General features: G+C 72.7%; 25 protein-coding genes, 1 tRNA gene and 1 pseudogene. 20 read left to right on the forward strand and 7 right to left on the reverse strand.

Features of this window, described 5'->3' with window-relative positions; all coding sequences use genetic code 11:
- Nucleotides 1-54 precede the first annotated feature (54 nt).
- From CHF16_RS29490 to mptB, 3 genes and pseudogenes are all read left to right on the forward strand, one after another.
- Nucleotides 55-390: an STAS domain-containing protein gene (locus CHF16_RS29490; protein ID WP_089329461.1), complete on the forward strand. Its 336-nt coding sequence runs from the start codon at nucleotides 55-57 to the stop codon at nucleotides 388-390.
- Between the two features lie 165 nt (nucleotides 391-555).
- Nucleotides 556-1,287, forward strand: a complete 732-nt coding sequence (locus CHF16_RS29495; protein ID WP_089329413.1) for a glycosyltransferase family 2 protein — start codon at nucleotides 556-558, stop codon at nucleotides 1,285-1,287.
- An 80-nt stretch (nucleotides 1,288-1,367) separates the two neighbouring features.
- Nucleotides 1,368-2,108: pseudogene (gene mptB, locus CHF16_RS42300) on the forward strand (polyprenol phosphomannose-dependent alpha 1,6 mannosyltransferase MptB); the annotation flags it as partial.
- Nucleotides 2,109-2,625: 517 nt separating this feature from the next.
- Here the strand turns inward: mptB and CHF16_RS41605 are convergent.
- Nucleotides 2,626-4,863, reverse strand: a complete 2,238-nt coding sequence (locus tag CHF16_RS41605; protein ID WP_089329417.1) for a hypothetical protein — start codon at nucleotides 4,861-4,863, stop codon at nucleotides 2,626-2,628.
- A 54-nt stretch (nucleotides 4,864-4,917) separates the two neighbouring features.
- Between CHF16_RS41605 and CHF16_RS29520 the strand changes: the two genes are divergently transcribed.
- The 8 genes from CHF16_RS29520 (at nucleotide 4,918) to CHF16_RS29555 (ending at nucleotide 13,288) form a co-directional block, all read left to right on the forward strand.
- Entirely contained in the window at nucleotides 4,918-6,222 is a 1,305-nt protein-coding gene (locus CHF16_RS29520) for a glycosyltransferase 87 family protein (RefSeq protein WP_245869480.1), read from the forward strand.
- A complete protein-coding gene (locus CHF16_RS29525) occupies nucleotides 6,222-6,677 on the forward strand; it encodes a DUF4446 family protein (RefSeq protein ID WP_089329418.1) in 456 nt (151 codons plus the stop codon). The genes CHF16_RS29520 and CHF16_RS29525 overlap by 1 nt, the downstream gene beginning before the upstream one ends.
- Nucleotides 6,678-6,789: 112 nt before the next feature.
- The gene (gene pheA / locus CHF16_RS29530) at nucleotides 6,790-7,731 is read left to right on the forward strand and encodes a prephenate dehydratase (RefSeq protein ID WP_089329419.1); all 942 of its coding nucleotides are present in this window, start codon (nucleotides 6,790-6,792) and stop codon (nucleotides 7,729-7,731) included.
- Nucleotides 7,732-7,788: 57 nt separating this feature from the next.
- Nucleotides 7,789-8,502: a DsbA family oxidoreductase gene (locus tag CHF16_RS29535; protein ID WP_089329420.1), complete on the forward strand. Its 714-nt coding sequence runs from the start codon at nucleotides 7,789-7,791 to the stop codon at nucleotides 8,500-8,502.
- A 124-nt stretch (nucleotides 8,503-8,626) separates the two neighbouring features.
- On the forward strand, nucleotides 8,627-10,261 hold the full coding sequence (locus CHF16_RS29540) for a hypothetical protein (protein ID WP_089329421.1): 1,635 nt from the start codon (nucleotides 8,627-8,629) through the stop codon (nucleotides 10,259-10,261).
- Nucleotides 10,262-10,281: 20 nt separating this feature from the next.
- Nucleotides 10,282-11,082 carry a class I SAM-dependent methyltransferase gene (locus CHF16_RS29545; RefSeq protein WP_089329422.1) on the forward strand — a complete coding sequence of 267 codons (801 nt, stop codon included), beginning with the start codon at nucleotides 10,282-10,284 and terminating at the stop codon, nucleotides 11,080-11,082.
- 79 nt (nucleotides 11,083-11,161) lie between these two features.
- Nucleotides 11,162-12,421, forward strand: coding sequence for a serine--tRNA ligase (serS, locus tag CHF16_RS29550; protein WP_089329423.1), 1,260 nt, complete (start codon nucleotides 11,162-11,164; stop codon nucleotides 12,419-12,421).
- Nucleotides 12,422-12,484: 63 nt separating this feature from the next.
- The gene (locus CHF16_RS29555; protein ID WP_089329424.1) at nucleotides 12,485-13,288 is read left to right on the forward strand and encodes a Cof-type HAD-IIB family hydrolase; all 804 of its coding nucleotides are present in this window, start codon (nucleotides 12,485-12,487) and stop codon (nucleotides 13,286-13,288) included.
- A 69-nt stretch (nucleotides 13,289-13,357) separates the two neighbouring features.
- Here the strand turns inward: CHF16_RS29555 and CHF16_RS29560 are convergent, their stop codons facing one another.
- Entirely contained in the window at nucleotides 13,358-13,906 is a 549-nt protein-coding gene (locus tag CHF16_RS29560) for a bacterial proteasome activator family protein (RefSeq protein WP_089329425.1), read from the reverse strand.
- A 13-nt stretch (nucleotides 13,907-13,919) separates the two neighbouring features.
- Nucleotides 13,920-14,876, reverse strand: a complete 957-nt coding sequence (locus CHF16_RS29565; protein ID WP_089329426.1) for an NAD(P)H-quinone oxidoreductase — start codon at nucleotides 14,874-14,876, stop codon at nucleotides 13,920-13,922.
- A 171-nt stretch (nucleotides 14,877-15,047) separates the two neighbouring features.
- Between CHF16_RS29565 and CHF16_RS41610 the strand changes: the two genes are divergently transcribed.
- From CHF16_RS41610 to CHF16_RS40515, 5 genes are all read left to right on the forward strand, one after another.
- On the forward strand, nucleotides 15,048-17,252 hold the full coding sequence (locus CHF16_RS41610; protein ID WP_342750139.1) for a MinD/ParA family ATP-binding protein: 2,205 nt from the start codon (nucleotides 15,048-15,050) through the stop codon (nucleotides 17,250-17,252).
- Nucleotides 17,253-17,275: 23 nt separating this feature from the next.
- A complete protein-coding gene (locus tag CHF16_RS29575; RefSeq protein ID WP_089329427.1) occupies nucleotides 17,276-17,653 on the forward strand; it encodes a cupin domain-containing protein in 378 nt (125 codons plus the stop codon).
- 37 nt (nucleotides 17,654-17,690) lie between these two features.
- Nucleotides 17,691-18,113: a hypothetical protein gene (locus CHF16_RS29580; RefSeq protein WP_143228166.1), complete on the forward strand. Its 423-nt coding sequence runs from the start codon at nucleotides 17,691-17,693 to the stop codon at nucleotides 18,111-18,113.
- Nucleotides 18,114-18,185: 72 nt separating this feature from the next.
- Nucleotides 18,186-18,274 (forward strand) — tRNA-Ser (locus CHF16_RS29585).
- Nucleotides 18,275-18,386: 112 nt separating this feature from the next.
- Nucleotides 18,387-18,554, forward strand: coding sequence for a hypothetical protein (locus CHF16_RS40515; protein WP_179271759.1), 168 nt, complete (start codon nucleotides 18,387-18,389; stop codon nucleotides 18,552-18,554).
- Between the two features lie 18 nt (nucleotides 18,555-18,572).
- Here CHF16_RS40515 and CHF16_RS29590 read toward each other — a convergent pair whose 3' ends face one another.
- The gene (locus CHF16_RS29590) at nucleotides 18,573-19,319 is read right to left on the reverse strand and encodes a M15 family metallopeptidase (protein WP_089329429.1); all 747 of its coding nucleotides are present in this window, start codon (nucleotides 19,317-19,319) and stop codon (nucleotides 18,573-18,575) included.
- Nucleotides 19,320-19,484: 165 nt separating this feature from the next.
- Here CHF16_RS29590 and CHF16_RS29595 point away from each other — a divergent pair, with 165 nt between their 5' ends.
- On the forward strand, nucleotides 19,485-19,904 hold the full coding sequence (locus CHF16_RS29595) for a hypothetical protein (protein ID WP_089329430.1): 420 nt from the start codon (nucleotides 19,485-19,487) through the stop codon (nucleotides 19,902-19,904).
- Nucleotides 19,905-19,922: 18 nt separating this feature from the next.
- Here the strand turns inward: CHF16_RS29595 and CHF16_RS29600 are convergent, their stop codons facing one another.
- On the reverse strand, nucleotides 19,923-20,381 hold the full coding sequence (locus CHF16_RS29600; RefSeq protein ID WP_089329431.1) for a MarR family winged helix-turn-helix transcriptional regulator: 459 nt from the start codon (nucleotides 20,379-20,381) through the stop codon (nucleotides 19,923-19,925).
- A gap of 167 nt (nucleotides 20,382-20,548) precedes the next feature.
- Here CHF16_RS29600 and CHF16_RS29605 point away from each other — a divergent pair, with 167 nt between their 5' ends.
- Nucleotides 20,549-21,559 carry a pirin family protein gene (locus tag CHF16_RS29605; RefSeq protein ID WP_089329432.1) on the forward strand — a complete coding sequence of 337 codons (1,011 nt, stop codon included), beginning with the start codon at nucleotides 20,549-20,551 and terminating at the stop codon, nucleotides 21,557-21,559.
- A gap of 328 nt (nucleotides 21,560-21,887) precedes the next feature.
- Nucleotides 21,888-23,072 (forward strand): ATP-binding protein, encoded by a 1,185-nt coding sequence (locus CHF16_RS29610; protein ID WP_425427525.1) that lies wholly within the window; start codon nucleotides 21,888-21,890, stop codon nucleotides 23,070-23,072.
- 213 nt (nucleotides 23,073-23,285) lie between these two features.
- Here the strand turns inward: CHF16_RS29610 and CHF16_RS29615 are convergent, their stop codons facing one another.
- A complete protein-coding gene (locus tag CHF16_RS29615; protein WP_089329434.1) occupies nucleotides 23,286-23,873 on the reverse strand; it encodes a dihydrofolate reductase family protein in 588 nt (195 codons plus the stop codon).
- Nucleotides 23,874-23,877: 4 nt separating this feature from the next.
- Nucleotides 23,878-24,480 (reverse strand): dihydrofolate reductase family protein, encoded by a 603-nt coding sequence (locus tag CHF16_RS29620; RefSeq protein ID WP_089329435.1) that lies wholly within the window; start codon nucleotides 24,478-24,480, stop codon nucleotides 23,878-23,880.
- A 282-nt stretch (nucleotides 24,481-24,762) separates the two neighbouring features.
- On the opposite strand from CHF16_RS29620, the gene CHF16_RS29625 reads away from it, so the two are divergent.
- The gene (locus CHF16_RS29625; RefSeq protein ID WP_143228167.1) at nucleotides 24,763-24,981 is read left to right on the forward strand and encodes a hypothetical protein; all 219 of its coding nucleotides are present in this window, start codon (nucleotides 24,763-24,765) and stop codon (nucleotides 24,979-24,981) included.
- Nucleotides 24,982-24,985: the final 4 nt, after the last annotated feature.

Here is a 24,985-nt window from a genome sequence, read left to right on the forward strand (position 1 = left end):
GGGACTTGGCGAACTGTCTGGCCGACCGGCCGTTCCCGAGATAGTGTGCCGAACGTGGAGCTAAATGTCTCGACCGCGTCTCAAGGAGGTCACGCCGTCGTCACGGCGACCGGCGAGCTGGACCTGTACACCGCGCCCAGGCTGCAGGCGGCCCTCGCGGGGCTGCTCCGCGAGCAGGTCACCCGCATCGTGGTCGACATGAGCGGCGTCGAGTTCTGCGACTCGACCGGCATGAACGTGCTGCTCTCGGCCATGAAGCGGCTCAAAGAGCAGGGCGGTGCGCTCGAACTCGCCGCCCCGCGCCCGGCCGTCCAGCGGATCCTGCAGGTCACCGGGCTCGACACCGTCTTCACCGTGACGAAGGCCGCGCCCGTCCCGGACGCCGGCTGACCCGTCCGGGACGTCCCGGCCGCCCGGCCGGCCTCCCGGGCGACCCACCGTCCGCCGACCGGAGGCGGCCCGCCGGGTGCGCCCCGGGGGTCGCCGTGTCGGCACGCCGGTAACGGTTCGCGGCGCCTGCCGCCGACCGCGCCCCGGCCGGACTACCATCGCGTTATGCAGGACGTAGCGGTGATCATCCCGGCCAAGGACGAAGCCGACCGCATCGCGGCCACCGTCAAGGCCGCCCAGGAGCTGCCCGGCGCCGACCTCGTGGTGGTGGTCGACGACGGGTCGTCCGACGGCACCGGCCGGGTCGCGCGCGACGCCGGGGCCCGGGTCGTGCGGCACAGCCGCAACCGCGGCAAGGGCGCCGCGATGGAGACCGGCGCCGAGGCGGCGCGGCTGCTCGACGAGGGCCGCGACCAGCCCCGCCACCTGCTCTTCCTCGACGCCGACCTCGCCGAGACCGCCCGCGAGGCCGCGCCGCTCGTCGCGCCCGTCCGGGCCGGCGACGCCGACATGACGATCGCGGTGTTCACCACGACGGTGAAGCTCGGCGGGCACGGGTTCGTGGTGCGGCTGTCCCGCGAGGGCATCCGCCGCGCCACCGGATGGGAGCCGGACGCCCCCCTCAACGGCCAGCGCTGCCTGACCCGGGCCGCGTTCGACGCGGCGCTGCCGCTCGCCCCCGGGTTCGGCGTGGAGACCGCGCTCACCATCGACCTGCTGCGGCAGGGCTTCCGGGTACACGAGGTGGAGGTGCCGCTCGCGCACCGCGCCACCGGCACCGACTGGCGCGCACAGCTGCACCGCGGCCGCCAGTTCCGGGACGTCGCGCGGGCGCTCGCGACGCGCGACCCGGCGGTGGCGCGGCGGCTGGACCGGCTGCGCGGCAGCCGCCGGTGACCCGACTCGGGACGGGCGGGCTGTGGGGCGTCGGGGCCGGCATCGCCTGCTTCCTCGGCACCGCCCTGCTGGGCCCGTCGGTGTTCCAGCCGGAACTGGAGGGCGGCGCGGGGCAGCCGCCGTGGGCGCTGGAGGTCCACCCGTCGCCGTACCTGGTGATCGGCCTCGTCGTCGCGGGGATCGTCGCGAGCACCGCCGGTCTCGCGCTGTGCTTCGCCGCCGTCCGCAAGGGCTGGCGCGTCCGGGCGCTGCCGCTGGCCGCGGCCGGGCTGCTCGCGGCGGTCGCGTTCATGTGCATGCCGCCGGTCGGCTCCACCGACCACCTGAACTACGCGTCCTACGGGCGGATGGCGGCGACCGGCCACGACCCGTACGCGACGAGCGCCGAGGACCTCTCCCGCGACCCGGTCGCCGGGGCGCCCGAGGAATGGCGGACGACCCCGTCGGTGTACGGGCCCATCGCGACCGGCGAGCAGGCGCTCGCCGCGTGGATCGGCGACGGGTCCGTCCGGCTGACGGTGTTCGTCATGTCGGTGGTGAACGTGCTGGCGTTCGCCGTGACGGCGCTCATCCTCTACCGGTCGTCCAAGAGCGAGGAGCGGCGGCTCCGCACCGCGCTGCTGTGGACCTGCAACCCGCTCGTGCTGTTCCACCTGGTCGCGGGTGCGCACAACGACGTCCTCGCGATCGCGCCGATGGTGGCGGCGCTCGCGGTGTTCGGGCCGCGGGCCGGGTGGGCGCGGTCGCTGGCCGCCGGCGCGCTCGCCGGGGCCGGCGCCGCGATCAAGCTCCCGGCCGCGCTCGTCGCCGGCGGGCCCGCCTGGGCGCTGCTCCGCTCGGCGCGGGCCGGGCACCGGTGGCGGGCGCTCGGCCGCTTCGCCGCGCTGGCCTGCGGGGCCGCCGCGGTCACCGCGGTGTCCTACCTCCTCGCCGGGCCGCACTCCCTCGACCAGGTCCGCGAGGCGAGCGACATGGTGTCGTTCGCGACGCCCTGGCACCTGCTGGACGAGTCGCTCGGAGCCGGCTCCCAGCGCGACGTCATCAAGACGGGCGCGATGCTGCTCGGCCTGGTGCTGTTCGTCCTGCTCGTCCGCGCCCTGCCCAGGGAGGGCGTGGACGAGGACCGCCGCGTCACCGCCGCTCTCGTCCTCGCCTGGCTGCTCGCCGCCCCCTACGCGCTGCCCTGGTACGACGGGTTCGGCTGGGCCGTCCTCGCGCTGCTCCCCTGGGCCCGGATCGACTGGATCCTGCTCGCCCACACGGCGGCGCTCAGCCTCGCCTACCTGCCGGCCCGCGCCCCCGCCCGCATCCGGCTCCCGGACGACCTGGAGTGGCTGTTCACCGTCGTTCGGCCGACCGTGGTCCCGTGGACGCTCCTGGCGATTCTGGCCGGGCTGGTGGCGGCGTGTCTGCGTTCCGCAGATCGACCTCCAGTGACCGGAGCCCGGCCGCGAGCATCAGCGGGGTCGCCAGGCTGAACGCCACCGACAGGATCACCACGCCGGAGTCGTTCACCAGCGTCCCGATGACGCCGACCGTCAGCGCGCAGATCAGCGCCGGGCGCATCGACCGGCTCTGCTTGTAGGCGCCCCGCAGCAGCGACACCCGCCACCGCGTCGGCCGCGCCAGCACGAAGAACAGGAACACGACGGCGGCGGCGATCGCGAGCGTGTACGGCCAGTACCCGAGGCTGTTCAGCATCGCGTTGAACTTGCGGGTGACGATGCCCCAGGCGTCCCCGTCCACGAGGTCCTGCCAGAAGCGGCCGAGGTGCGTCGGGTTGTCGCTGCGCGCGTTCAGGTAGGAGATGAACAGCACGATCGCGGCGCCGGCCGCGAAGAACGCGGCGAGCAGCGGCGCCGACACGCGCCGCCCGGTGACCATCAGCCCGAGCATCGCGAACGCCGGGACGATCGCGAGCACGCCGCCGAAGTCGCTGCCGAACGCGGGCAGGCCGTCCACCAGGACGGCGGCGGTGCCGAGCACGGCGACGATCGCGACCGCGACGAGCTTGCGGCCCTGCCGCAGCGGATGCTCGGTCAGCCACGCCGCCGTCAGGATCGCGGCGACGGCGAACAGCGAGAACGCCTGGTTGCCGAAGCCGTAGAACCGGCCGGCGACCAGCGCCGTGTACCCCATCAGGGTGTTGAGCTGGAGGTTCGACCCGGTCATCACGTCCAGCGCGAGGACGGCCGCGGTCGCCCCGGTGATGATCAGCGCGGGGGTCACCACGGACCGCCGCCAGGGGCCGGCGAGCGCCACCCCGGTCAGCAGGCCCGCGAAGCCGAGCACGGTGCAGATCAGCACCGGGGTCGGATGGGCGGCCCGCCACCACGGCAGCAGCCCCGCGAGGAACGACGCGCCCGGCACGGCCCCGCCCAGCAGCGCTATCACGCGGGTGCCGCCCAGTATCCGCGCCCGGGACCGGCGGTCGCCGCCGAGGCGCCGCAGCGCCACCACCGCGATCCCGTACAGGACGAGCTGCGTCGCGAACAGCACCCAGTAGAAGGACGTCTGCACGTTGCGGATCGCCTGGGCGGCGACGTCCTCGTCCTCCAGCGCGTCGACCCGGTCCCGCGTGGACGAGTCCGACGGCTGCGCCTTCCACGCCGACCCGACCGCCTGCTTGGGCTGCGGCAGTCCGAGCAGCTTCATCGCCGTCGCGGTGAGGTCGGTGAGGGTGACCAGGCCCTCCTGCCGGGTGGCGCTGGACGTCATGAAGCCCGCCTCGTAGCCGCCGCCCTTCGCGACGGCGACGCGCAGATGCGGCTTGATGCCGGTGTCCGACAGCCCCGCCAGCAGGACGGTCGTGCCCTGCGGGACGCCCTTGACGACCTCCGCGACACGGCGGTCGGCGGTGGCGGCGGCGTCGGCGCGCTTGGCGTCCGACAGCGGGATCTGCTCGCCCTTCGGGTCGACGCCCGCGTCGAGGTAGGCGCGGAACAGGTCGTCCACGTCGACGGCGGCGAGCGGGCACCCCGCCCAGTCGGCGGCGGTGACCTTCGCGGGGGACTGGACGTACCGGTCGACCCGGCCGCCGCCGTCGCCCAGGCCGAACACCGCGCCGGGCCCGACCGCCAGCGTGCAGCCGCCCGCCCTGTGGACGGCGTCGCCGAGCAGGCCGATCTCGGCGTGGTAGTTGGTGCCCGCGTTGTCGCTCTTGATGGCCGGCCAGCCGGCGGCGATCGCGCCGCCCGCCGGCGGTGGGCCGGTGGGGGAGGGCTGCCCCGGGAGTATCGGCGCGGACGGCAGCGCGCAGTCGCCGTGCGGCAGCCGCGACCGCTGCCCCGCCGACAGCGTCAGCCAGCCGTCCGTGGGGCAGGTGTTGACCCGCGTCGTCCGGACGCTGAGGCCCGCGGCGGACCCGCCGCCCGTGAGCTCCCACAGCGCCGGTGTGTTCTCCCGGGTGACGTCGCTCCACATGAGCCCGGGGACGCCGACGATCACGACCCGCCCGGTGGGGGCGCCCGCGCCGGCCCGCTCCCCGGCGGACGCCGGCGACCAGCCGAGGACCCCGGTCAGCACCGTGCCGAGGGTCGCGAGGAACACGGCGATCTTGGTTCCCCGGCGCATCATGGCGACAAGGTTACAAGAGCACAACCACCGCATCGGGGCTCTATCCTGCGGGCTGTGGACGGTCCAGAGGCGCATCAGGTCGGCGGCGGACGGAACTGGCGGTCGCGCCTGCCCTTCCTGCTCGCCGGTGTCGCGGTCGCCGTGATCGCGGTCTGGCCGATCGCGTCCCGGTGGCTCACCAATCCGCCGGACCAGCGGCTCGTCGACCTGGAGGTGTACCGGGAGGGCGGCCTCGCCGTGCTGCGCGGCGCGCCGCTGTACGAGTTCCTCACCCAGCCGCCGCAGCTGCTGCCGTTCACCTACCCGCCGTTCGCCGCCGCGCTGGCCGTGCCGTTCACCCTGCTGCCGTGGCCGGTCGCGCAGTGGACCTGGGTCGTGCTGATCTACGCCGCGCTGGCGATCGCGGTGTGGTTCGCGTTCCGCGACCTCATCCGCCGGACCGGGCGGTGGGCGCCGCTCACCGCCGGGGTCCTGTTCGCCGCGATGGCCTGGCTCGACCCCGTCCGCGACCAGGTCCGGTTCGGGCAGGTCGGGCTGTTCCTGCTCGCGATGTGCCTCGCCGACTGCTGTGCGCGGACGCCCCGCTGGCCGCGCGGCGCGCTGGTCGGGCTGGCCGTCGCGATCAAGCTGGTGCCGGGCGTCTTCCTCGTCTACTTCCTGCTCACCGGGCGGCGCGACGCGCTGGTCAACGCGGTGCTGACCGCGGCCGCGGCGACGCTCGGCGGGTTCATGCTGCTGCCCGCCGACTCGTCCGCCTACTGGTTCGGGGCGCTGCTGCAGGGCGGCGACCGGACGGGCGCGGTCGACGGCACCACCAACCAGGCGGTCCAGGGGATCGTCGCGCGGATCTTCGACGAGGGGCCGGTCCGGACGGCGGTGTGGCTCGCCCTCGCGCTGGCCGTCGCCTGGTTCGGGTTCCGGTGGGCCCGCCGCGCCACGCTGGCCGCCGACGCGCTGACCGGTCCGGCCGCCTCCAGCCTGCTGCTGGCCGGGGTCGCGATCACCGGCCTGCTGTCGGTCATGCTGTCCCCGGTGGGATGGATCCACCACCTTGTCTGGATGATCGCGGTCATTGGGGCTTTGGCCGGTGATGGACGTGACACGCGAAGATGTCTGTTCGCGGGCGCGGTGTGGCTGCTGTTCCTGTGGCCGCTCCCCTGGTGGGGACGCGCGTGGATCGGCCCGGAGCACTCCGTCATCGCGGAATTCGCAGGCCAGGTGCTGCGCGACTCGTTCGGGATCGCGGCGCTCGCCGCCATGGCGGTGCTCGGCGGCTGGCTGGTGAATCGGCTGAAACCGGACGCTGCCCGGGAGGATCCTTCGCAACCTGAGGTCGAGGTGGGTACGCTCGCCCCGTGATGCTAGTCGCGGTGGCCGTCGCGGGCCTGGTCGCCGGTGTTGCGGGCCTCTCCATCGCGGTGGTCGCGCACAACCGGGTCAACCAGGTCGTCGACGAGTGCGGGGAAATGCTCAGGCGCCAGCTCCAGGTCGCCAGCGGATCGGTGGACGAGCGCGCGCTGCGCGACCTCGCCATCGTGCACTACGACGCACTGAAGGAGATGTCCGGGCACCGGTCCTTCTCCCTCGCGCTGATCAACGCGGTCGGCGACGGCGTCGTCCTCAGCTCGATCAACGGGCGCACGGAGACCCGCACGTACGCGAAGGTCGTGCAGGCCGGGCACCCGGTGGAGATGCTCTCCCCCGAGGAGAGCCACGCCCTGCGCGCCGCGCGGCTCGGCAAGGGACCGATCGTCTCGATGGACGACCCGCTGCCCGACTTCGGCGGCGGCGAGCGCACCTCCGCGCGCGCCTGACACGCCCGGCGCGCGGGCGGCCCCGGGCCCGTCCCCGTCCCGCCTGGACGTAGACTCGGGTACCTCGCCTCACGGCAGAGGCACTCCACCACACCATTCGCCCGGGGGACCCGTGACCGCAGACGACAGGCCAGCGCGCTACGCCTACCTGGGTCCGCAGGGCACGTTCACCGAGGCGGCGCTGCTCACCCTCCCCGGCGCCGCCGACGCCGAGCGCGTCCCCTACGCGACCGTCCCGGCCGCGTTGGAGGCGCTGCGCACCGGCGAGGCCGACACGGCGGTCGTCGCGCTGGAGAACTCCGTCGAGGGCTCGGTCCCGACCACGCTGGACGAGCTGGCCACCGGCGAGCCCCTGCAGATCGTCGGCGAGATCCATCTGCCGGTGTCGTTCGCGCTGCTCGTCCGGCCCGGCACGGCGCTCGACGACATCAAGACCGTCGCGTCCCACCCGATCGCGCAGCCGCAGTGCCGCCGCTGGCTGCTGGAGCACGTCCCGGACGCCGAGTGGCGCGCGGCCACGTCCAACGCCGAGGCCGCCCAGCGCGTCGCCGACGGCCACTACGACGCCGCGCTCGCCGGCTCGTTCGCGGCGGCCCGCTACGGCCTGTCGGTCCTCGCCGAGGACATCCACGACGTCGCCGACGCCGTCACCCGCTTCGTCGTCCTGCACCGCCCGTGCACGCCGCCCCCGGCGACCGGCACCGACAAGACGACCGTCGTCGCCTTCATCGGCGAGGACCACCCGGGCGCCCTGCTGGAGATCCTCACCGAGTTCTCCATGCGCGGCATCAACCTGACGCTGATCCAGTCCCGCCCGACGGGCGCGGGCCTCGGCTCGTACCTCTTCTGGATGGACTTCGAGGGCCACGTCTCCGACGCCCGCGTCGGCGAGGCCCTGATGGGCCTGCGCCGCGTCTGCGCCGACCTCCGCTTCGTCGGCTCGTACCCCCGCGCCGACAGCGTGCGCCCCGAGATCCGGCGCGGCACCCACGACTCCGACTTCACCGAGGCCGCCGCCTGGCTCACCGCGATCCGCACCGGCCGGACGGGCTGAAACAGATTCCGGCCCCCGCGTGTTGCAAGCGGGTGACTCCTAACGAAGGGTTGCCCCGTGCGCGTTGAGATCTGGTCCGATGTCGTCTGCCCCTGGTGCTACATCGGCAAGCGGCAGTTCGAGAAGGCACTCCAAGGGTTCGAGCACCGCGACCGGGTCGAGGTGGTGCACCGGTCCTTCCAGCTCGACCCGACCCTCCCGCCCGGCGAGACCGTGGACGTCGCCGAGATGCTGGCGGAGAAGTACGGCATGACGCGCGAGCGGGCCGTCGAGATGAACCGGCAGATGGAGGAGCGCGCCGCCGGGGTCGGCCTGGAGTACCACCTGGAGGGCGGCCGCGCGGGCAACACCCTGGACGCGCACCGGATCGTCCACCTCGCGGCGAAGCGGGGGAGGCAGGACGAGGTCGTCGAGGCCCTCTACAAGGCGCACTTCACCGACCGCCGCTCGGTGTTCGACCACGACTCCCTGGTGGAGATCGCCGCCGCGGCGGGCCTGGACGCGGACGAGGCCCGCGAGACGCTCGCGTCCGGCGCGTTCACCGCCGAGGTGGAGGCCGACCAGCGCGAGGCCGCCGCCCTCGGTGCGACCGGCGTGCCGTTCTTCGTCCTCGACCGCCGCTACGGCGTCTCCGGCGCCCAGCCGCCCGAGGCGTTCACCGAGGCCCTCAACCGCGCCTGGACGGACGCCAACCCGGCCCTGACGACGATCGGCGGCGACGCGGAAGCCTGCACGGACGACACCTGCGCCGTCCCCCAGCACCAGCACTGATCCGGCACCGGCAGCACAGCACGGGGTCTTTGTGATCATCTCGTGGCCGGAATGTCGGGTTTCGAGGTAAACCGGCCGGATGTGAGGTGCGTCTCCTCCGTGAACGCCCGATCATGGAGGCTCCGTGCGCCGACTGCTCGCCCTGCTCGCGGTCCTGACCACCGTCCTCTCCCTGACCGCCGTGCCGGCGGCAGCGGTTCCCTACCCGGTCCTGCGCTCGGTCACGGTCCTCACGCCGGGGGCGACGACCCGGCTCGAGGTGTCCGCGACCTCTGAGACCGACATCTCCAAGGTGCGCGCCCTCGTCCATCCCCTGGGCGGCGACGAGTCCACCGCGGTGGACGGCTTCGAGCTCGTCGAGGGCACCGCCAAGGACGGCGTGTGGCGCACGAAGTCCGCGCTCACCGTCGGCGAGGGCCGCTGGGGGGTCGACGTCGAGCTGACGAACGACTACCGGACGCTCGTCTTCAACGACCGGGCCGTCATCGAGAACGGAGCCGACACCGTCCTCACCGAGGTGGAGATCGGACCAACCACGATCGACGTGGAGAACACGCGCGGCACGTTCAAGGGGCGGCTGCTCTCCAAGGCCGCGGACGGGAGCCTGCAGCCGGTGGCGAACGCGACGCTGCGACTGGCGGGGCCCGACGGTCAGACCACCACCGCCGTGACCGGCGCGGACGGCCGCGCCGCCGGGACCGCCGAGTTCACCAAGGGGGGCGACGCCTTCCTGGAGTTCCGGGGCGATGCCGCGTACCGCCCCGTGAAGAGCGCGGCGACGCGCATCACCAAGCAGCGCCTCAAGACCCGCCTCAGCCTCTCCATGCCGGACCGCCTCATCGTCGGCGACAAGGTCACCGTCAGCGGCCGCCTGGAACGGCTGAGCCGGGACGGCGTCTGGGGCCCGCTGGCCGGTAAGGAGCTGGACCTCCAGTTCGACCCGGCGACCGGCGGCGACTGGCACACCATCGCCGCGCCGATCACCGACGCCGACGGGAACTACAGCGTCCATGTCACCATCACCGCCAGCGGCGGGTGGGTCGTGGATTTCGCGAACGACCCCGTCAACCTGCCGGACGACTACTACGGCTACGAGTTGTCCTATGCGGGCACCAATGTCCGCACGGTCGCGTACCGGACGTCCATGACCGGCTTCAACCCCGGCCCCGAACCCGTCGCGCTCGACAGGATGCTGACGGGGGGCGGCACGATCCTGCGGAAGATGGCCGACGGCACATGGGCGCCGGCTCCGGCCATCGGCACCGTGGTGCTGCAGTTCTCCACCGACGGCAAGTCGTGGACGAACAAGTCCGCCCAGGTGTTCGACGGGGACGGCAGTTTCCACTTCGAGGTCCCGCCGATGCGGGACGGGTACTGGCGCGCGATCGTCCCCGCCGGGGACTACACCGAGCCCTACACGAGCTGGGTCGACTACATCGACGTCAAGTACCGGACCTCCATGACGAGCTTCAACGCCTCGCCGGAGCCGGTGAGCAAGGGGAAGACCATCACGGTCAAGGGCCTTCTCTACCGCTACCGGCCCGAGTCGAGCCGGGCGCCCGGGGCGAAGATCTCCGTGTACTTCAAGGCCGTCGGCACGTCCACGTGGAAGTGGATGGCCGACACCAAGACCGGGAGCGACGGGTGGTTCCGGAAGACGTTCACGGCGTCCAAGGACGGCACCTGGATGGCCAAGTACCCCGGAAGCACCACCTACCTTCCCTCGAACGCGCCCACCGACTACGTGGACGTGCGCTGACATAGGCTGCCCTCGTGGCCATGGACTTCGATCTCTACGAGCGGGAGCTGTGGGCCGGGCGCGCCCCCGCGTACGAGCGGGGGTTCGCCCGGTTCACCCGCTACCTGGCCGGTCCGCTGCTGGACGCCGCCGGGGTGGGCGCCGGGACGCGCCTCCTCGAGGTCGGGACGGGGCCCGGGTTCGTCGCGCTGGAGGCGGTCCGGCGCGGCGCCGAGGTGTCGGCGGTCGACGCCGAGGCGAGCATGGCGGAGGCGGCCGCGCGCAACGTCCCCGGGCTGGACGTGCGGGTCGCCGTCCTGCCGGAGCTGCCGTTCGGCGACGGGGCGTTCGACGCGGTCGCCGGCAACTTCGTCATCAACCACGTGAGCGACCCGGCGACCGCGATCGGCGAGCTGCGGCGGGTGCTGCGGCCGGGCGGGCGGCTGGCGCTGAGCTGCTGGGTGATGCCGGGCAGCGGGGCCCTCGCCATCGTCCGGGAGGCGATCGAGCGGGCCGGCGTACCGTGGCCGGACGACATCCCCGAGCCGCCGTTCCTGCGGTACGGGGAGGCGACGGCGTTCCGGCGGCTGGTCGCGGAGGCCGGTATCGCCGAGGTGGCGGTCGAGGAGGTCACCTGGGAGCACGTCGTCGACCCCGAGGAGTGGTGGGAGACGGGCGCGCTGTCCAGGGTCGGCACCAACGGCGTCATCGTCGGGCGCCAGGACGCGGAGACCGTCGCCCGCATCAAGGACGCCTACGACACGATCATCGCCGGGTACCGGGCTGACGGCGGCAAGGTCGCGCTGCCCGCGCACGCGCTGCTGGCCAGCGGCGTCCGGTAGCCGCGTCCGGTAGCGGCGTCCGGTGGAAGCGCGGTTATGCGCGCGCGGACGCGGGGCCCGTACCGGTAGCCTCGGGTCTGTGATTGACCTGCGAGCTCTTCGAGAGGATCCGGAGCGGCTGCGCGCGTCGCAGCGCGCCCGCGGTGAGGATGACGCCGTCGTCGACCGGCTGCTCGACCTGGACGGGAGGCGCCGCTCCGCGCTGACCTCGTTCGAGCAGCTCAGGGCGGAGCAGAAGAGTTTCGGCAAGTCGGTGTCCAAGGCCAAGGGCGACGAGCGCGAGGCGCTGCTCGCCCGCGCGAAGGAGCTGGCGCAGCAGGTCAAGGAGCGCGAGGCGGAGGCCGACCGGCTCGGCGAGGAGCTCGACGCGCTGCTGAAGGGCGTCCCGAACGTCATCGAGGAGGGCGCCCCGCCCGGCGGCGAGCAGGACTTCGTCGTCCTGGAGCACGTCGGCGAGCCCACCGCGTTCGACTTCGAGCCGAAGGACCACCTGGAGCTCGGCGAGAGCCTCGGCGCCATCGACATGGAGCGCGGCGCGAAGGTGTCCGGCGCGCGGTTCTACTACCTGACGGGCGTCGGCGCGCGGCTCCAGTACGCGCTGCTGAACCTCGCCATGGAGACGGCCGTCGCGAACGGGTTCGTCCCGATGTACCCGCCGGTGCTGGTGAAGCCGGAGGCGATGGAGGGCACCGGGTTCCTCGGCGCGCACTCCGCCGAGGTGTACCGGCTCCCGGACGACGACCTGTACCTGGTCGGGACGTCGGAGGTACCGCTCGCCGCGTACCACATGAACGAGATCATCGACGAGCTGCCGCGGCGGTACGTGGCGTGGTCGTCGTGCTTCCGCCGCGAGGCCGGCTCCTACGGCAAGGACACGCGCGGCATCATCCGCGTCCACCAGTTCGACAAGGTGGAGATGTTCTCCTACTGCGACCCGGCCGACGCGCACGCCGAGCACCTGCGGCTGCTGGAGTGGGAGAAGGAGATGCTCGCGAAGGTCGAGATCCCGTACCGGGTGATCGACGTCGCGGCGGGCGACCTCGGCTCCAGCGCGGCCCGCAAGTACGACTGCGAGGCGTGGGTGCCGACGCAGCAGACCTACCGCGAGGTCACCTCGACGTCGAACTGCACCGAGTTCCAGGCGCGCCGGCTGTCGGTGCGGCACCGCGACGCCGACGGGAAGAACCAGCCGGTCGCGACGCTGAACGGGACGCTGGCGACGACCCGGTGGATGGTCGCGATCCTGGAGAACCACCAGCGGGCGGACGGCTCGGTGCGGGTTCCGGAGGCGCTGCGCAAGTTCCTCGGGCAGGACGTCCTGGAGCCGACCAAGCGCTGACCCTCGGGGGTCCGGCGTCGGTGGCGTCGCCTATGGTTTGTGGCATCTGCCCTGGAAGGTGACATGAGCCAGTCTTCGCCGCGCGTGATCGCGACCGACCTCGACGGCACGATCGTGCGCTCCGACGGCACGATCTCCGCCCGGACCGTCGACGCCCTGGCCCGCGTCGAGCGGGCCGGGGCGATGCTCGTCATGGTCACCGGCCGCCCGCCGCGCTGGATGACCGACGTCGCGGCGGCCGTCGACCACCACGGCGTCGCGATCTGCGCGAACGGCGCCGTCGTCTACGACCTGCACACCGAGACCGTCCTGGAGGCGCGGGAGATCCCGCCGAAGGTGATCGAGGAGGCGGTCGGGCGGCTGCGCGGCATCGCGCCGGAACTGCAGTTCGCGGTCGAGCACCCGGCCGGGTTCTACTTCGAGACCAGCTACCACCTCGGCCGCTGGGACGTGGAGGCGCTCGGCGGCCGGCGCGTGGACGCCGCCGAGCTGGTCACCAGGCCCGGCACCAAGCTGCTCGCCTTCCACCCGGACGCCGACCCCGACTCGCTCTCGGAGAAGGCGGTGCAGGCGGTGGGCGACATCGTCACGGTGACGCACTCGTCCGGGCGGGGGCTGCTGGAGATGAGCGCGCTCGGCGTCACCAAGGCCAGCGCGCTCGCCGCGCTGTGCACCGAGCATGGGTTCACCGCCGCTGACGTCGTCGCGTTCGGCGACATGCCCAACGACTTGCCGATGCTCACCTGGGCGGGCACGTCCTACGGCGTCGGCAACGCGCACCCGCAGGTGCTGGCCGCCGTGACGCACAGGACGTCCCGCAACGACGACGACGGTGTGGCCGAGGTCCTGGAGCGGCTGTTCCCGTAGCGGACGGCCGCACCCTCGCCGGAGGGTGCGGCCGGGGGCCTGCAAGCTGGGCTCTACAAGTTCGGCGGCCTACAGGTAGGGGCCGGACGAGCGCGGGCGGGAGGAGTGCTGCTGCTCTTCTTCGGCGCCGGGGGGCATCATGCCGGCGGGCAGTGCACGGCGCATCTGCTCAAGCTGCGCCCGCGCCGCCATCTGCTGCGCGAACAGCGTCGTCTGGATGCCGTGGAACAGGCCCTCCAGCCAGCCCACGAGCTGCGCCTGCGCGATCCGAAGCTCGCCCTCGCTCGGCACCGACTCTTCGGCGAACGGCAGCGACAGCCGCTCCAGCTCCTCGACCAGCTCGGGGGCGAGGCCGTCCTCCAGCTCCTTGATGGACGACTTGTGGATCTCCCGCAGCCGGGCCCGGCTCGCCTCGTCCAGCGGGGCCGCCTTGACCTCCTCCAGGAGCTGGCGGATCATCCCGCCGATCCGCATGACCTTCGCGGGCTGCTCGACCATGTCGGTGACCGACTTGCCCTCGGACTCGCCCTCGCCGGCGCTCTCCATGGCGATGCCGCCGGGGCCGACCACGAGGACCTGCGGCTCCTGATCAGACTTGTTCTTCGAAGGCTCGCTCATAAACATCACATCCTCACACGGTCAACAGAATCTTGCCGACATGACCGCTCTCTTCCAGTAGCCGGTGCGCGCGCGCCGCGTCCGCCATGGGGAAAGAGCGGTCGATGACGGGACGGACGTCCCCGGACTCCAGCAGCGGCCACACGTGCTCGCGGACCCCGGCCACGATCTCCGCCTTCTCCTCCAGGGGACGCGCCCGGAGCGTCGTCGCGTGCACCAGCGCCCGTTTGCTCAGCAGCTTGCCGAGGTTCAGCTCTGCCTTGGTGCCGCCTTGCAGGCCGATCACCATCAGCCGTCCGCCAGTGGCGAGCGCGTCCACGTTCCGGGCCAGGTACTTGGCGCCGATCAGGTCGAGGATCACGTCGTAGGGGCCGCTTTCGACGAAGTCGTCCTCGCGGTAGTTCACGGCGACGTCCGCGCCGAGTTCGCGGCAGCGGGCCGCCTTCTCCGCGCTGCCCACGGTCGTCACCACACGCGCGCCGCGCGCCTTGGCGAGCTGGATGGCGAACGTCCCGATGCCGCTGCCGCCGCCGTGGACGAGCAGCGTCTCGCCTTCGCGCAGCCCGCCCAGCCAGAACACGTTCGACCACACCGTGCACGCGACCTCCGGGAGTCCGGCTGCGGCCGCGAGGTCCACCCCGCGCGGTACCGGGAGCACCTGCGAGGCGGGTACCGCGACCCGTTCGGCATACCCTCCCCCGGCGAGCAGCGCGCACACCTCTTCACCGGTGGCGATGCCGGTCACACCCTCGCCCAGGGCGGAGACCCGGCCGGACACCTCGAGCCCGGGGTACGGGGGAGCGCCCGGCGGCGGCGGGTAGAAGCCCTGCCGCTGCATGACGTCGGCGCGGTTGACCGCGCTCGCCGCCACATCGATCAGCACTTCGCCCGGCTTCGGCTCGGGGTCCGGTACCTCCGTCCACTCCAGGACGTCGGTGCCGCCCGGCTCGCGGATCACGATCGCATGCATACCGATCACGCTACCGGCCGCACGGCGGCGCGCCCCCGTGCCCCGCGCCCCACCCCAAGGGCGATCTACGCGCGGGATGCGTGGTATTGGGGGATGGGTATCCTGCGTGGGGGCCATTTTGCCCACCTGCACCGTGTTGATCATCAGAGGCGTGCCCGAGGGGGATAAACGGTGGCGAGGAACGAGCACGACGGGCGTTCCCTGGAGGAGCGGCTGGCCTCTCTGGACGCGATGAGCGGTGACACGGCGGCCCCGCCCCCGGAGGGCGAGCAGTCGGCGCGGTCCGCCCCCGCCGAGCAGGAGAACGCGCCGCCGGAGCCGCCGGCCGCGCCCGAGCCGCCCGCCGCGCCGGGGCCACCGCCGGCCGCGCCGGAGCAGCAGGGTGCCGTGCCGGAACCGCCGGCCGCGCCGGAACCGCAGGGGCCCGCGCCCGAGCAGCCGGGGCCGCCGCCGCCCGTCCCGGACAACCCCAACCCCTGGCTCGCGGCGCCGCCCGCCTTCCAGGGCGCCGCCCCCGAGAACACCGGCTTCGGCGCGGAGAACTTCGGCCCGCCGCAGCCGCCGCCCTACGACGGCGGCCCCGTCCCGCAGCCGTTCGACGGGGGCATGCTGCCGCCGCCGTACTACCCGGCTCCGGCCTACGACCCGACGCAGGTCCCGCAGCCGCCCCAGCCGCCGTACGACGCGGGCGACGACTCCGCCCCGCCCCTCGAACAGCTGCCGCCGTACCCGTCCGACCAGTTCGCGCAGCAGCAGAACGCCGCCGGGCAGTACCAGCCGATCGACCCCGCCACCGGGCAGCCCTACCCGCAGGACACCGACGACGCGGGCCGCCCCTACGTGCTGATCGACCCGGCCACCGGCCGCCCGATGTCGCCCGACGTGATCGCCCCGCAGTTCCCGCCGATGCTCGACCCCGAGGCCGTCCAGCCGTACCCGCAGGACGCCAACGGCGCCGCCCAGCAGTACCCGCCGGCCGACCCGACGACCGCGCAGCCCTATCCGCAGGCGGATCCGAACGCCGGCCAGCCCTTTCCGCAGGCCGACCCGAATGCCGCGCAGCCGTACCCGCCGGCTGACCCGAATGCCGCGCCGCCGTACCCGCCGGCCGATCCGACCACCGCGCAGCCCTATCCGCAGGCCGACCCGAACGCCGGCCAGCCGTACGCGCCGCCGCCCGTCCAGTACCCGCAGCCGTACCCGCAGGTCGACCCCAACACCGGCCAGCCGTACCCGCAGGTCGACCCGGCCACGGGCCAGCCCTACCCGCAGGACCCCAACGTTCAGGCGCAGCAGTACCAGCAGATCAACCCGGCCACCGGCCAGCCCTACGTGCCCATCGACCCGAACACCGGGCAGCCCTACCCGGGCTACGGCCCGCAGCAGGGGCAGATGACGCCGCCGGGGCACACCGCCCCGCCGCAGCAGGAGCCGCAGAACACCGACAGCCTCAGCTCCGAGAACCTCCTCGGCGAGCGCCGCATCGCGCCGTCCTCCGGGTGGCGGCGCGCGGTCTACAAGGCGACCGCCGGAAGCATCCACCCCGGTGAGTCGCAGAGCGAGCTGCGCCGCAAGGACCTGATCGCGCGTGCCCGCACCCCCGTCGCCGGCGGGCACCACCGGGTGGCCGTCATGTCGCTGAAGGGCGGCGTCGGCAAGACGACGACCACCACCGGCCTGGGCTCCATGCTCGGCTCCTTCCGCGGCGACCGGGTCATCGCGGTGGACGCCAACCCCGACCGCGGCACCCTCTCGGACAAGGTGCGCCTGGAGACCGCGGCGACCGTCCGCGACCTGCTCAACAACCGCGACAACATCCACCGGTACGCGGACGTGCGCGCGTTCACCTCGCAGAACGAGGCGCGGCTGGAGATCCTCGCCTCCGACCGCGACCCGGCGGTCAGCGAGGCGTTCTCCGCCGAGGACTACGCCGCCGTCGCCGTCGTCCTGGAGCAGTACTACTCGGTCTGCATCACCGACTGCGGCACCGGGCTGCTGCACTCGGCGATGGCGGGCGTGCTGAGCCTTGCCGACCAGCTCGTCCTGGTCAGCTCCCCGTCGGTGGACGGCGCCCGCTCCGCGAGCGCCACCCTCGACTGGCTGGAGGCGCACGACCACGGGCACCTCGTCCGCAACGGCGTCGTCGTCCTGTCGATGGTCCGCAACCGCACCCGCAGCCAGGTCGACCTCGACAAGCTCCAGGCCCACTTCGAGAGCCGCTGCCGCGCGGTCGTCCGCATCCCCTACGACGACCACCTGGAGGAGGGCGCCGAGGTCGAGCTGGAGCAGCTCGCCCCCGCGACCCGCGAGGCGTACCTGACCCTCGCCGCGGTCGTCGGCGACGGCTTCGCCTTCCAGCGCCCGCCCCAGTCCTGACCGGCCGGGTAGGGTCACGTTCCGTGACGGACGTCGATGGCTTGTACGTGGGGAAGGCGGGGCCGGACGCGGCGGCGGACCGGGGGTGGCTGCTCGGGCATTTCAAGGAGCCCGGCGACCTGCGGCACAGCGACGAGGTCGAGATCAAGTGGGGCGTCCACCCGAAGGGGGAGCGGCGCGCCGCGTGGACGGACGGCGAGAAGCGCACCGCGCTGCTCGTCCTGATCAGCGGGCGGTTCCGGCTGGAGTTCCCCGGCCGGAACGTGGTCCTCGCCGAGCAGGGCGACTACGTGGTGTGGGGGCGCGGCGTCGACCACTCGTGGGAGGCCGAGGAGGAGTCGGTCGTCCTGACGGTGCGGTGGCCGTCCATCCCGGGGTACCGCGTCCCCGAGGAACCATAGGCGGTCGTCGCACGTCCCAACGGCCATGATCGGCAGAGTGCGGACCGCTCCGGCCGCGGCGATCCTGGCGTTGTGCGTGGGCTGTTCGGGTTCTTCGTCCGGGGACGTGGTGTGCGCACCGTGCGGGCCGCCCGTCACGGTCACCGTGTCGGGTCTGGGGCAGTTGGCGGGTGACGGCTGGCGCCTCCGGGTCTGTGTCGGGGACCTGCCGTGCAAGAGCCTGCCCGTCCCCGAGCGGGCGAGCGCTTCGTGCGGGCGGGTGCCGTGCACCTGGATGAGCCCGGACGCCCTGCAACTCACCCTCGACGGCGAGCCGCGTCGCCTGGCGGGGGTGCCCGTGCGGGTGACCACGTCCAAGAGGGGTGAGGCCGGGGCGCGGAGGGCTGCGACGATGGCGTTCACCGCTGGACGGAAGCCGTGCGGCTGCGACCGGGCGCACGCCGACGTCAGGCTCGGGTGAACTCCCCATATGCGGTCGATGGCACGCGGCCGTGACCGCTATCGTGGTCGGTGGCCGGACGACCGGCCGCCGGGAGAGTTCGCATAGTGGACTAGTGCAGGCGCCTTGAAAGCGCCCAGGGCTGGGGACAGTCCTCGTGGGTTCGAATCCCACACTCTCCGCTTTCCGCTCGCAGCGGCGCGGGCCCCCGCCGGCGCCGGACATTCGCGGCGGGACTCGCCGAACGTTACAAAGGGACCGATCGGGCAGAAGGCATCCGTTACCCTCTTCGGCATGTCGCAGACACCGAATGATCCGGCGGGCACGACGCACCAGTTCCAGAACTTCGCCAGCCAGGCGCAGCCGCAGAAGTCCGGCCCGAACGTCGGGATGATCGTCGGCATCCTCGCCGCGGTCGCGGTCGTCGTGGTGCTGATCGCCGCGATCATGATGATGCTCTAGCCGGCGTCCCGGCCGGTCTCACCGGCCCGAGCTGCTGAAGTGCTGGTAGTCGCGGGCGCCGCTCCACTCGCCGCCCCAGCCCCAGCCGATCGACGCGAACGCCTTCACCACCTTGTCCCCGGCGTGGATCATGCCGGGTGCGTCCAGCTTGCGGTTCTTGTACTTGGCGCAGTCCTTGTGGGCCGTGCGCCCGTCCGCGTAGACGTAGGGGTTCTGGCAGGGGTTGATGTCGACGGCGAGGCCGTAGGCGTGCTGCGAGAACGAGCTGGAGCCGGTCGCGGCGCGGCAGTTGAACGCCGAGGTGTTGTTGGCCTCGATCGAGTCGAAGTCGCTGCCGCCGTACTTGTCGACGGGCTCCATGCGCTCGATCGGGTAGCGCATGGCGTACAGCTTCTTGAAGACGGAGACGAGGTCGTCCGCCGCCTTGGCGTTGACGACGAGGCGGCCGCCGGTGTGCGGCTTGTCGTCCATGCCCCAGAAGGTCATCTCGATCATCCGCAGCCCGGACGGCGCCACCGGGCAGCCCCGGCGCCAGGACGACCGCAGGTCGCCGGCGGTCACCTTCTTGACCGCGGCCTGGAACTCCTGCTTGGTCGGGGTCGGCGACGGCGACTGCGACGGCGCCGCGGTCTCGGACGCGGTGGGCGGGGTCGCGGGCGGCGACTCACCGGAGTCGTCGCCGCGACCACATCCGGTCGCGGCGAGCGCCACCCCGAGCAGTGCGGCGAGCGCGGTCGCGCTGGTAATCGGCCCTCTACCTGGCATCTTTGCAGCATACGCAGGTCAGGAGCGGTACGTGCGGTACCACACGTCCGCTACGGTGCGTTTGAACGCCCGTCCGCCGGATAGGGGCCGGGACGTGACGGGCCGTGGACGCTCACCCAACCGCCGGGCAGGCCGCCCGGTGACGTCCGGTCGCAGGGAGCCGGCATGACGGAAGCTCAGGAGAGCGACCTCCCCAGCCTCGAAGACGAGATCTTCGCCGTGGCGCACAACGTGGAGGTGGAGCAGGGGGCCGTGCAGCCTCGGCTGCCGGCCGACAGGGCGCAGGTCCTGGTCGAGCGCGCGCGCGTGTTCCTCGGCCGGGACGTGAAGGCGCTGGCGGCGGGCTTCGGCGTGTTCCTGTTCGTCGACCTCGTGATGATGTGGGCGCCGCTGATGATGAGCCGGCGCCCGAGCCTGCTGCCGCAGTTCGTCACGCTGCTGCTGCTCGCGTACGGGCTCGGCGGGCTGCTCGTGTGGCGGGTCGGGGGGCGGTGGCGGACGTTCGGCATCGGCATGATGCTCGCCTGGGTCTTCCTGACGCTGGTGTCCGTCGGCTTCCTGACCGGGGTGACGTTCCCGCTCTGAGCCGCCCGTGCGGGGTGGTCAGGCCGGGCCGACGCGCTTCAGGACGAGGCTGAACGCGCGCCCGACGGCCTCCAGGTCGGCGGGGTCGATGACGTCGATGAAGAACGACCGGACCGTCTCGACGTGGTCGCGGGCCGCGCGTTCGAGCGTGGCGAACCCCTCGTCGGTGAGGTGCGCGTAGACGCCGCGCTTGTCGTTGGGGCAGCTGTCCCGCTTGACCAGGCCCTTGTTCTCCAGCCGGGAGCAGGTGTGCGACAGCCGGGAGCGGGACTGGCTGGCGTTCTCGGCGAGCTCGGCCATCCGCAGCCGGCGCTCGGGGGCCTCCGACAGCCGGACGAGGATCTCGTACTCCGACACCGACAGCCCGTGCTTGGCCTTGAGGTCGCGGTCCATGATCTCGGTGAGCCGGACGCTGCCGTCCACGTAGGCCCGCCAATCGCGCTGCTGGGCGGCGTCGAGCCAGCGAGGTTCGCTCATACCCGGAAGTATAGAACATATGTTGAAGATTCAACTAGTGCGCGCTATCTTCACGGTAGCAGTCCCGCGACCGCGATCCGTACGCGGAAATAGTTGAAGAATCAACTACGTTGCGGGGAGCAGTGCACCGCCCGGCCGGGACGGGCACCCGAACGAGGGGAGAACCCATGCCTGCCGTGATGGCCGACCCGCTGACCCTGCCCCGCCTCCCGCTGCTGCCGCAGGGGGACACCGACTGGCGGCGCGTCGCCAAGGTCGTGACCGCCCAGCGCCACCTCGAAGGGGAGGGATTCCAGGTCAGGCGCCCCTTCCCGGGCGTCGACCTGGCCCTGGCCGACCCGTTCCTGCTCCTCGACCACATGGGCGCCGTCGAGTACGGCCCGGGGGAGGCGAAGGGGACGCCGTGGCACCCGCACCGCGGGTTCGAGACGGTCACCTACATCATCGACGGCGCGTTCCAGCACCGGGACACCACCGGCGGGGGCGGCCTCATCTCCGACGGCGCCACGCAGTGGATGACCGCCGCGTCCGGGATCCAGCACATCGAGCAGCCGCCGCCCGAACTGGTCGACAAGGGCGGGCTGTTCCACGGCGTCCAGCTCTGGGTGAACCTGCCGCGCGCGCAGAAGTGGGTCCCGCCGCGCTACCAGGACATCGAGGCCCGGGACGTGAAGCTGCTGGCCGCCGACGACGGCTCGTCGCTCGTGCGCGTCATCGCCGGATCGCTCGCCGGTCACGACGGCCCCGGCGTCACGTACACGCCGATCAACTACCTGCACGCGACGGTCGCACCCGGCGCCCGGCTCGCGCTGCCGTGGCCGCGCGACTTCAACGCGCTGGTGTACGTCCTCTCCGGGCGCGGTACCGTCGGGGTGGAAGAGGTTGGGCTGGACGAGGGCCGGCTCGCGGTTTTCGCCGGCTCCCACCACAAGGGGACCGGGGACGGTCTGGTCGTCCGTGCGGCCGACAGCCAGCCGCTGGCCAGCGCGAACGGGTGGGAGATCCTGGTCCTCGGCGGGCTGCCGATCCGCGAGCCGGTCGCCCGGTACGGGCCGTTCGTGATGAACACCCGCGACGAGATCGTCCAGGCCTTCGAGGACTTCCAGGCCGGACGCATGGGCACCGTCCCCGCGGAGAAGGTGCCGCACCGCTCCGACGCCGACGAGTCCCTCGCCTGACTCCCGCGGGCGGTCCTGTCCGGTACCCCGCTCCGGACAGGCCCGCCCCCGGGCCCACCCGGGGGAGGCCGCGCGGTGAGTGCGGGCCGATATCGCGGTTCGCGTGACGCGACCGGACGCATGCGATACTGTGTTCGAACAAGTCGAACAGCAGTTCGACTTGTTCGGGAACGCGCTCGCCCCGGGAGGCGACATGGTGGCGACGGCCACGCGAGGGCATGAGGCCCCGGCGCGCTGCGGGCGGCGGCAGGCGACACGCCGCAGCGATTTCTACGCAAATCTACGGCCGCAGCTATACCGCCTCATAGAGTCCGACAGCGTGGACCCCGTGCGCAACCCCTATGCCCCGGGCGCCGGGCAGCGCCCTCCCGAACTGGCCGGCCGCGACCGCGAACTCAAGCAGTTCGAGGTGGTGCTCGAACGCGTCGCCCGCGGCCGCCCCGAACGCAGCATGATCGTCACCGGCCTCCGCGGTGTGGGCAAGACCGTGCTGCTCAACGCGTTCCGCTCGATGGCCATCCAGCGGCTGTGGGGGACGGGCAAGATCGAGGCCCGGCCCGACCAGTCGATCCGGCGCCCGGTCGCCTCGGCGCTGCACCGGGCCGTCCGCGAGCTGGCGCCCCGGCACCGCGCCCCCGACCGCATCGAGGAGTTCCTCGGCGTGCTGAAGGCGTTCGCGCAGTCGGGGCCGGAGCCGTCCGGCAAGGCCAAGGCGCGGGCGCACCGCTGGCAGCCCGGCATCGACGTGCCCGCCGCGCGCGGCCGGGCCGACTCCGGCGACCTGGAGATCGACCTCACCGAGCTGTTCGTGGACGCCGCGTCCGTCGCGACCGACGTCGGCGTCGGCATCGCGCTGTTCGTCGACGAGATGCAGGACATCCCCGCCGACGACGTCTCCGCGCTGTGCGCCGCGTGCCACGAGCTGTCGCAGGTCGGCGGGCCGCTGATCGTGGTGGGCGCGGGGCTGCCGCACCTGCCGGCCGTCCTGTCCGCCAGCAAGTCCTACTCCGAGCGGCTGTTCCGGTACGCGCGGATCGACCGGCTCGACCGGGAGTCCGCCGACCACGCCCTCACGGCCCCCGCCGAGCGCGAGGACGTCACCTTCACCGAGGACGCCCTCGACGCGCTGTACGGCGCGGCCGACGGCTACCCCTACTTCGTCCAGGCGTACGCCAAGGTCGTCTGGGACGTCGCCCCCGACACCCCGATCACGGCGGACGACATCAAGGTCGCCGCCCCCGAGGCGGAGAGCGAGCTCGCGGTCGGCTTCTTCGGCAGCCGCTACGAGCGCGCCACCCCCGCCGAGCGCGACTACATGCGCGCGATGGCCATGCTCGGCGACGACCCGGTGCCCACGGCCTCGGTCGCCGACGAGCTGGGCCGCAAACCGTCCAGCCTGTCGCCCGCCCGCGACGGGCTCATCAAGAAGGGCCTCATCTACAGCGCCGAGCGCGGCATGGTCGCCTTCACGGTCCCGCACTTCGGCAAGTTCCTCCGCTCCCAACCCGCCTGACGCGACATCTCGATACGGCTCTCTAGCGAAAAGGCTAGAGAGCCGTAGAAAACCGCATGCGTGGCTGTCGTCCGCCGAATATCCGGCTCTCTAGCCCCGGTCATAGAGAGCCGTAGATTTCGCTCGCCATGCCTCTGGTGGAAACTAAGGCTCTCTAGCTTTTCTTGTAGAAAGCACTAGACGGCCGCAGAAACAGGTCCCGCCGGACGCGGGTCAGGGGTGGCGGACGCGGTAGCGCAGGTGGGTGACGTGGTGGGCGGGGTCCTCGCCCTGCGGCGTGGTCAGCCGGCGGACGAGGTCGAGTTCGACCTGTTCGGCCGGCAGCCCGTCGAACAGCCGCCGCCCCTGCCCGAGCAGGACCGGCACGACGTGCAGCTCCAGCTCGTCGAGCTGCCCCGCCCGCAGCAGCGCCTGCGCCGCCCCGGCGCCGTGCACCATCACGTCGCCGTCCCCCGCCGCCGCGCGGGCCTGGGCCGCGCACTCGCGGACGTCGGTGACATAGCGGACGCTCCCCGGCGGCGGGTCGTCCGGGACGTCGTGGGTCAGGACGAAGACGGGGACGCCGCCGTGGTGGTCGCCCTGCCAGCGGCCGGCGAGCTCGTAGGTGCGGCGGCCGGAGATGACGGCGCGGGTCGCCAGCAGCTCCTCGTACACCTGCCCGCTGGGGCCCGGGCCGTTGCGCCGGTCGAGCCAGTTGAAGAGCCGGAAGCCGCCGATGCCCATGGGCGTGTCCGGGCCGTCCTGCGGCCCGGTGACGTAACCGTCCAGGGAGGTGGTCATGTACAGCCGGATGACCGCCATCGCCTCAGCCCTCCGTCCGCACGCGGTAGCGCAGGTGCGTCACGCCCGGCCCGTCCGCGGCGCGGAGCAGTTCGAGCTCGATGTGGTCGGGCGGCATGTCCGCGAAGAGCGGTTCTCCCTGGCCGAGCAGGACCGGGACCAGGTGGATCTGGAGCTCGTCCAGGACGCCGGCGCCGAGCGCCAACTGGGCGGTGCGGGCTCCGTGGACGAGGACGTCCTTTCCGCCCGCCGCGTCCTTGGCCATGCTCATCGCGTCCGCCACGTCGCTCACGTAGGTGACGCCCGGCCATTCCAGGTCCGGGTCGGGCCGTCGGCGGCTCAGGACGTAGATCGGTATGCCGTCGTGGTGGTCGCCGCCCCACCCGCCGGCGAGCTCGAACGTCCGCCGCCCGACGACGACCGCCCCGGTGGCCATGGCCTCCTCCATGGCCTCGCGATTGACCCCCGACAGATGGTCGAGGTCTTTCCTCCGCTCGGCGTCGGCGTCCGGCAGGCACCAGTCGTGCAGCCGGTGCCCGCCGTCACCGAGCCCGTTGCCCGGCCCGGCGTTCGGCCCGGCGATGAATCCGTCCACCGACATCGACATGTAGAGCACGGTCTTACCCATGTGTCGGGTCCTTTCCGTACGACCTGTCTCAAGCATGTGCGGAGGCGGAGCCGGGAGGTATCCCAGATTCCTTGGGAGATGCCCCCGAGCGGCATCCTCGACCACCATGCCGCCTCTCTGATCTCGGGACGCGTGCCCGCCCCGTGAGGTCGGCCCGCCGAAGAAGGCCGCTTGAAGAGGCCGCTGAAGAAGACCGCGTCCCGAGGGGCCGGACGTGGGCGGATGGGTAGGAAAGCGACGAATGGCAAGCCTGCGGGCATGCCGTCTATGTCGGGGGGAAACATGACGCATCACGACCGGTTCCGCCACCAGGATCCGGACCGCCAGTACGACCAGGACGACGATTCCGCGACCCCGGACGAGCCGTCGGCGCAGCACGACCCGGGGCGCTACCGGTGGCAGGACGAGGCCACGCACGGCGATGGGATCGGGGCGTCCCGCCGTGAGGACGACTTCGGGAGCTTCGAGGAGGAGTCCGGAAGCGACGACGCCACCTGGTGAACGG

The organism is Actinomadura meyerae (assembly GCF_900188445.1).
Classification (GTDB): Bacteria; Actinomycetota; Actinomycetes; order Streptosporangiales; family Streptosporangiaceae; genus Spirillospora; species Spirillospora meyerae.